Raw genomic sequence first — 6,000 nt, 5'->3', positions numbered from 1 at the left:
CCACTTAAATTCTGGACATTCTTTTTTATATCATTACCAGTAAAATTCATAGCGTGAAGTACAGCTCGGATTTTGCTTTCATTGTAATCACTTCGATTTTTGATAAAATCCAATACCGTTTCTTCTTTTGAAAATCGATAGTCCATTTGTTGATACGTACCTATAACAGCTTTTGGCGAGATTGTTACCCCTTCTCCATGTTTTAAAATATGATGAAGCAACGTTGTCTTACCCGAGCCATTTTTTCCTGTTATAGCAATCGTTTTTCCTAAAGGAAATTGAAATTTCGCATCTCGGAGAAGTGTTTTATCCCCTGCTTTAAGCGTTAAGCTCTCCCCCATGATCGGGAACTTATTGTGTAACTCTAGAGCTTTTGACTGATGAAAACGAATGATTTGTTCCTCTTTAGGAGCTTCTACTGCTTCCAGTTGCTCCACTCTCTGTTCGATCGCTTTTGCTGCACGTTGCATCGATTTTTGACTCGTTCCTTTTGATTTCGTTTCAAACGTTCGATTTCCTTTTACTTTTGTTACTCTCTTATCTCCTTGTGTTACTTTTTCTGCCTTTTTCATTTTTTCTTCAGCAGCTTTCATGAGACGTGTTTTTTCTTTTACATATTTTTCATGTTGTTCTAGGAGTTGTTTCTTTTCAAGCTCTTTTTGACGAACATATTCCGTGTAATTCCCTGTATATTCTGTTACAGTTCCTTCATCCACTTCCCAAATTTTTGTCACCAGTTGATCTAACACATACCGATCATGACTTACAAGTACGAGTGCACCATAATAGTACATCAATTCTTCGATAAAAAACTGCGTACCATCTGAATCAAGATGCGTGGTAGGTTCATCAATTAATCGAGCTTCATGATAGCTGGAGAAGATTTGTGCAAGTTTGAGTCTCGTTTGTTCACCACCACTAAAGTTACTAATTTCAGTTTCTGGAATCGCCAATTTTCCTTTTAAATCGTAATCAATCTCTGATTCTTCAGGTGTTGTTAATTGGTCAAAATAAGCAAAATCTACGTGACGTTTGACGGAGCCACTTGACGGATGTACGATCCCTGCAAGCAACTTTAACAATGTGCTCTTTCCTGCACCATTTTTCCCAACAATTCCGATACGATCAAATTGATGTATCGCTAAACGTTCTATTTCTAATACCGTATTATCTAAATAATTTAACTCTATATTTTCTAGTTCAAAACATACTTTTTCCATGTTTGCTACCTCCCGAAAATGATTCATTTCGTACCGATAGCTAGGATCGATACGAGCTTCTATTTCTAGATCAAGCTCGTATCAAAAGAATAATAAAAACTGCATGAATATTTCCTCCTATTTTGCTTTCCATTCTTGTTCCTTCCAAAATAAAAAATCACAAGCATCTGCCTGTGATTGAAGTAAAGGGTAAAAGCCCCATCCATATTTTATTTGGAAGCCATGAATAGCTGTCCACAAATAAACCTACCTTTAGGGTAAGAATATTGTACAAAAATAAAGAAAGGCAGAACAATCCGCCTTTCTAAACATTCCATATCATTATCCGGAATAGAGAATGTTGTTAGGACCTATTGATAAATAGGTTAAAAAACACCCTCATATCGGGATAATAGATAATTATCAAATATGAAATGAAAGATTATTAAAAAAAGGACAGACTAATCCCATTACTCTGCAAACACAAGACAGAGCCTTTGAACGTATTCAATTACTGGTTCAAAGTTGGGAAACGCAGTCTCATCGAATGTGTCATTTTTTAATAATCCTCCTTAACGTTTTTAAATACAGTGACTAGTATAGATAATCTTTTTTCAAAAGTCAAAGGAAAATAATTCCTATAAAATTTGAAAGAGTTATTTAGCCTTTACTTAATAACATCTCTGTTTCTGAAATAAGTTGTTGTAACATTTCAATTCCTTCTCTTGTCCTGTCAGGATCGGAAGAAATCAATGTAACGATCTTATCGATGCTTTGTTTGTAACTTTTCGGTTTTATACTAAAGTTATCAATCATCCGGACTGCTTTCTTCTCATTGATACAGTATTCTTCATTTAAAGCAAATAATACTTGATTTAAACATGAAATAGTTCGGAAGCATTGCCCCATAACATATGAAAGATCATCCTTATCCACGGTATCCTTCGCAAACATTAAAGAAAAAGATGCTTCAAACATGAAATAGTCGATGGTGGCATCCTTTAGGACTTTCGGATAAGGCTTTGCCTTTGCTTTTAAATCTGAAATTTGATTGGTACGCTCAAACAATATTTTGCTAATGGAGATTTCCCCCATATACATAACATTTAGATAGGCATGTGGGTGTCCCGTATGATAATGAGTAGAAACCTTGCCCTTTAAACAATCATTAATTACTTGAGATACCTTTTTTATATCCCGAAAAATCAAATCTACATGGTACCCTTGAACGACAATCCAACCACCACCATTTATCCAAGCACCCCACTCACCTAATGATGTAACTAAGTTTTCTCTGTGGTCATCATCCAATTTTGTAGCTATTTTGCTAACAGCTTCAACATCAAATCCTGCTGACTCATCATAATAAATTCCAATGTCAATATCTGAAGTTGCGTGATTCGTACCTCTTGCTCTTGAACCTCCCAAGACTACACCAACAATGCCTGGAGTGCCTTTTAGTTCAGTGCTTATTTCATTTATAATCTTTTCTACATTCATTGAACTTTCAACCCCAATGTTTAATCCTATATTATAATTTCCTCACTCGAGTGTTTTGAATTATCTCATTTGAGGATTCATACAATAAGTTTTTCAAAACAATTTCCAATAACCATTTATTCTACAGAATTAATATCTATAACAAATCTTGACTATTCATTCAAAAGAATACACTAGGATATTCAAAAATGCATTTTTCCCGCCTATCTACCCTATTTATTAACCTCTTTCCTAAGTTGAAAAGTTCTCTCTAAATCATACGTAACGGAAAGTAGAATGAATAGAGGATACAAGAAATATGACGAACAAGTAGTGGATTATTTATTGTTATAAAAGAAGTGAAATATTGAGTAGTTCCAGTAATGACAACCGTTTTATAAATATAATTAACTATTGAATAAACAATTGAAAAGATATTGATTTGTTATGAAAAAGGAATCAAAAATCCCGGTTTCTTAATAAAAGAAGCCCGAGAAATTATTGAATTACCCCCCCAATATGGAGATGTTTATTTTAACGTAAGTGAGGTCAGAATGAATAGCACTGGTATGTATTTTTCACTATGGCTTCCCTTTTGTAGGTATGAAATTCCGAACAAACCTATATTTCTTCTGATCATGCCGAGCATATAGATAGCCAAGCACACTAAAGACAATTGCACCGATCAAGTTGACAAATAAATCCTTCATCGTATCAATAATTCCAATATCAAGATATCCGTGATCTATAACGGTTTCAATAACATTTCCTGAAGGGTCCTTACTTTCAATTACGGTTCGTTGAATATTCTCAATCTGATAAAGAGCGTTATTTTCACCAATACGAACACTGTTGATTTCTTGAACAATTCTGTCTTTCTGCATATCGAGATTCCCCCATCGGTCTGCGGCGTATTCAAAAAACTCCCACATAACGCCAACAGTCATAGAAAAACAGAAAGTCACTATCGCTAGAAATAATGGGCTCAAATTTATCCCCTCAGCATTCCTATTTAACAGATAGACAAGTGAAAAACCGACACCGGCTGCTAAAAATCCATTGAGCGTATGAAGTGCCGTATCCCACATTTTAAAGTACCCGTAAAAATCACTCAGTTCTCCCAGAATAGTCGAACTAAAAATAAAGATTATGATAATCAGTTCCAATAAATTAGGAATTTCAATATTAAACACCCGTTCCACAAGTTTCGGGATTTCAAATAAAGCGAGTGTAAGAATAAGAAGAAAAGCGTCCCCCCATCTTTGCATTGGTATTTGATTAATAAGCATAAAAACAGCAATTGCACGAAATATAACATAAACGACAATAATCTTCTTGTTAGCTGTTGTCGTGCTACTAGTAAAGAATCTTTTTATGATATTCACGAATAACATCCTCCAATTAATTAGGATATTCAATTCTTGTTATTATAAACGTTAGTAAGCTCATGTATTCCCGATTCTACAATTCCACCACTCAACTAAAAAAAGAAATCATATTGTAATATCAATAGGTTAGGAACATAACTGTATAAAAAAATTTTGAAAAAGACATGAAAAAAACTCGGAATTCTGATGAGGAAATCCCGAGTAATTATTAAGATTTGTATTTAAAAAGCAATTATTTATTACTACAAAATTGGTGATGAAGTTAGCAAGAATTTATTATTTATCTACTTCTTCTGTACAATAAGAATAATCATTTGCTAAACACCACCCCTCCAACCCGCATTCCACCGTTTCACTCATAATAATGTTTTGCTACGGAACCCCCATTTCGGACGTTTTTCGAATCAAAAATGACCGTTTTTCCGGCCTTTTTCGGCTGTTTTTTCATGGTTTTTTCGAAGTTGGAATAAAGTTTTGGGAATGGAATAAGGAAAAATTCTAGAAAAGATAGTGGAGAAAAGAGGGATAAAATAAAGAGAAAATATTGAATGAGTATTGATTTATTATTGAATTGGATATTGGATTAACCCAGTAATGACAAGGATTTAGGAACATAACTGCATTGAAAAGATATTGGAAAAGACATGAAAAAACTCGGGCTCCTGATGAGGAAAACCCGAGAAATTATTGGATCTATATTGAAAAAGCAAATGTTTATTATTACGAAATCGGTGGTGGGAGTAGCAGATGTTTATTTTGACAGTCAGGTGTTTATTATTGATCTACATAGTAGAAAAAGAGTTTCAGATATAAGAAAATAGATTTTCTACTTAAATTACTTTCTTAACCTTTTGGTACAAAACCCACCAAGTAAGTCATCATCCACACTACTTTTCGAGAGTGAAGTATTTTAGAATAAAGATCAGAAGAACCTATTAAGCATCCAGTCCGATCTTAATTTAATTGTTCTTTTTCAATTTATCTATATGTCCACCTATTATGAACTCGAGATTATCACTAATTTTCTTAGAATCCCAATCCCACCACTTTATTGTTAGCCAATCCTCTATTACTTTATCTGAATAACGTTTTTTTATAACTATCGCAGGATTTCCTCCAACAACTGTATAGGGGGCTACATTTTTTGTAACAACTGATTGTGCAGCAATTATTGCTCCATCTCCAATTTTGACTCCAGGCATAATTGTTACATCTCTTCCTATCCATACATCATTTCCGACTTCAGTATCTCCTTTAATCAGCAGGTCGTCTAAGGTAGGTACATACATATCCCACCCACTGCCAAACAAATGGAATGGATAAGTAGAGCCATCCATTTGATGGTTCGCTCCATTCATAATAAAGGTTGTTCCTGGACCTATCGAACAAAACTTTCCTATAATCAGTTCATCACCTATTACTTCATAGTGATATAGAACTTGTTCTTCAAATGACTCTCCATGTTTACTATCGTAGTACGAATAATCCCCAACAGAAACATTTTTTCTTGTTATAGTTGGCTTAATAAATTGAACATTTTTATTTCCTTCTAATGGAAATGGAGTTTGTGGATTTGGTCCAGGAAAATTATTAGCAGACATAAACTCACTCCTTTATATCATTGTTTAAAGATGATTTGCTAATTTAATCACAACGAATTATTTCACAAAGGCCGAGGCAGCGGTCATTTTTCCATTTCCCCTACTAACTGATTAAAGTCTATTTTTTTATAGTCAAAAAATGCTTAATAATGTTACTCGAAGTATGAATCAATTAAGAAATGGATTCAACTACCATGAAAGATATACTTTTAATAGAGGGGCTCTAAAAACGGAACAGCTGTATCATCTCCAATTCTAGAACTTCTTCAGAAAAAACAATATTGAACACCAATAAAAAAGATATAATTAATGGTCATATTCTTAATTTCAATT

Annotated in this window: 6 protein-coding genes; 1 reads left to right on the top strand and 5 read right to left on the bottom strand. The window is 33.8% G+C overall.

The annotated features are described in order from the left end of the window. The 4 genes from abc-f to SPD53_RS15665 all read right to left on the bottom strand — a co-directional run. A partial coding sequence (abc-f, locus tag SPD53_RS15675; protein ID WP_336253117.1) for a ribosomal protection-like ABC-F family protein occupies nt 1–1,220 on the bottom strand: 1,220 nt, incomplete at its 3' end. A 490-nt stretch (nt 1,221–1,710) separates the two neighbouring features. Further along, nucleotides 1,711–1,755, bottom strand: a complete 45-nt coding sequence (locus tag SPD53_RS19905; RefSeq protein WP_105980607.1) for an erythromycin resistance leader peptide — start codon at nt 1,753–1,755, stop codon at nt 1,711–1,713. Between the two features lie 104 nt (nt 1,756–1,859). After that, nucleotides 1,860–2,699: a nucleotidyltransferase domain-containing protein gene (locus SPD53_RS15670; protein ID WP_336253116.1), complete on the bottom strand. Its 840-nt coding sequence runs from the start codon at nt 2,697–2,699 to the stop codon at nt 1,860–1,862. A 560-nt stretch (nt 2,700–3,259) separates the two neighbouring features. Continuing rightward, nucleotides 3,260–4,063, bottom strand: coding sequence for a hypothetical protein (locus SPD53_RS15665; RefSeq protein ID WP_442946214.1), 804 nt, complete (start codon nt 4,061–4,063; stop codon nt 3,260–3,262). Between the two features lie 668 nt (nt 4,064–4,731). Here SPD53_RS15665 and SPD53_RS15660 point away from each other — a divergent pair. Beyond that, nucleotides 4,732–4,887: a hypothetical protein gene (locus SPD53_RS15660; RefSeq protein ID WP_336253114.1), complete on the top strand. Its 156-nt coding sequence runs from the start codon at nt 4,732–4,734 to the stop codon at nt 4,885–4,887. 138 nt (nt 4,888–5,025) lie between these two features. Here SPD53_RS15660 and SPD53_RS15655 read toward each other — a convergent pair whose 3' ends face one another. Next, complete coding sequence (locus tag SPD53_RS15655) at nt 5,026–5,667, bottom strand: Vat family streptogramin A O-acetyltransferase (protein ID WP_336253113.1); 642 nt, start codon at nt 5,665–5,667, stop codon at nt 5,026–5,028. Nucleotides 5,668–6,000 lie beyond the last annotated feature (333 nt).

Source organism: Oceanobacillus sp. MO10714A, from assembly GCF_037072045.1.
In the GTDB taxonomy this organism is placed as follows: Bacteria; Bacillota; Bacilli; order Bacillales; family Amphibacillaceae; genus Oceanobacillus; species Oceanobacillus indicireducens.
This window is presented reverse-complemented; position numbering and strand designations above follow the sequence as displayed.

Coding starts and splice junctions, on each gene's coding strand:
- SPD53_RS15655 (WP_336253113.1), bottom strand. CDS start 5,667: ATGTCTGCTAATAATTTTCCTGGACCAAATCCACAAACTCCATTTCCA.
- SPD53_RS15670 (WP_336253116.1), bottom strand. CDS start 2,699: ATGAATGTAGAAAAGATTATAAATGAAATAAGCACTGAACTAAAAGGC.
- SPD53_RS15660 (WP_336253114.1), top strand. CDS start 4,732: ATGAGGAAAACCCGAGAAATTATTGGATCTATATTGAAAAAGCAAATG.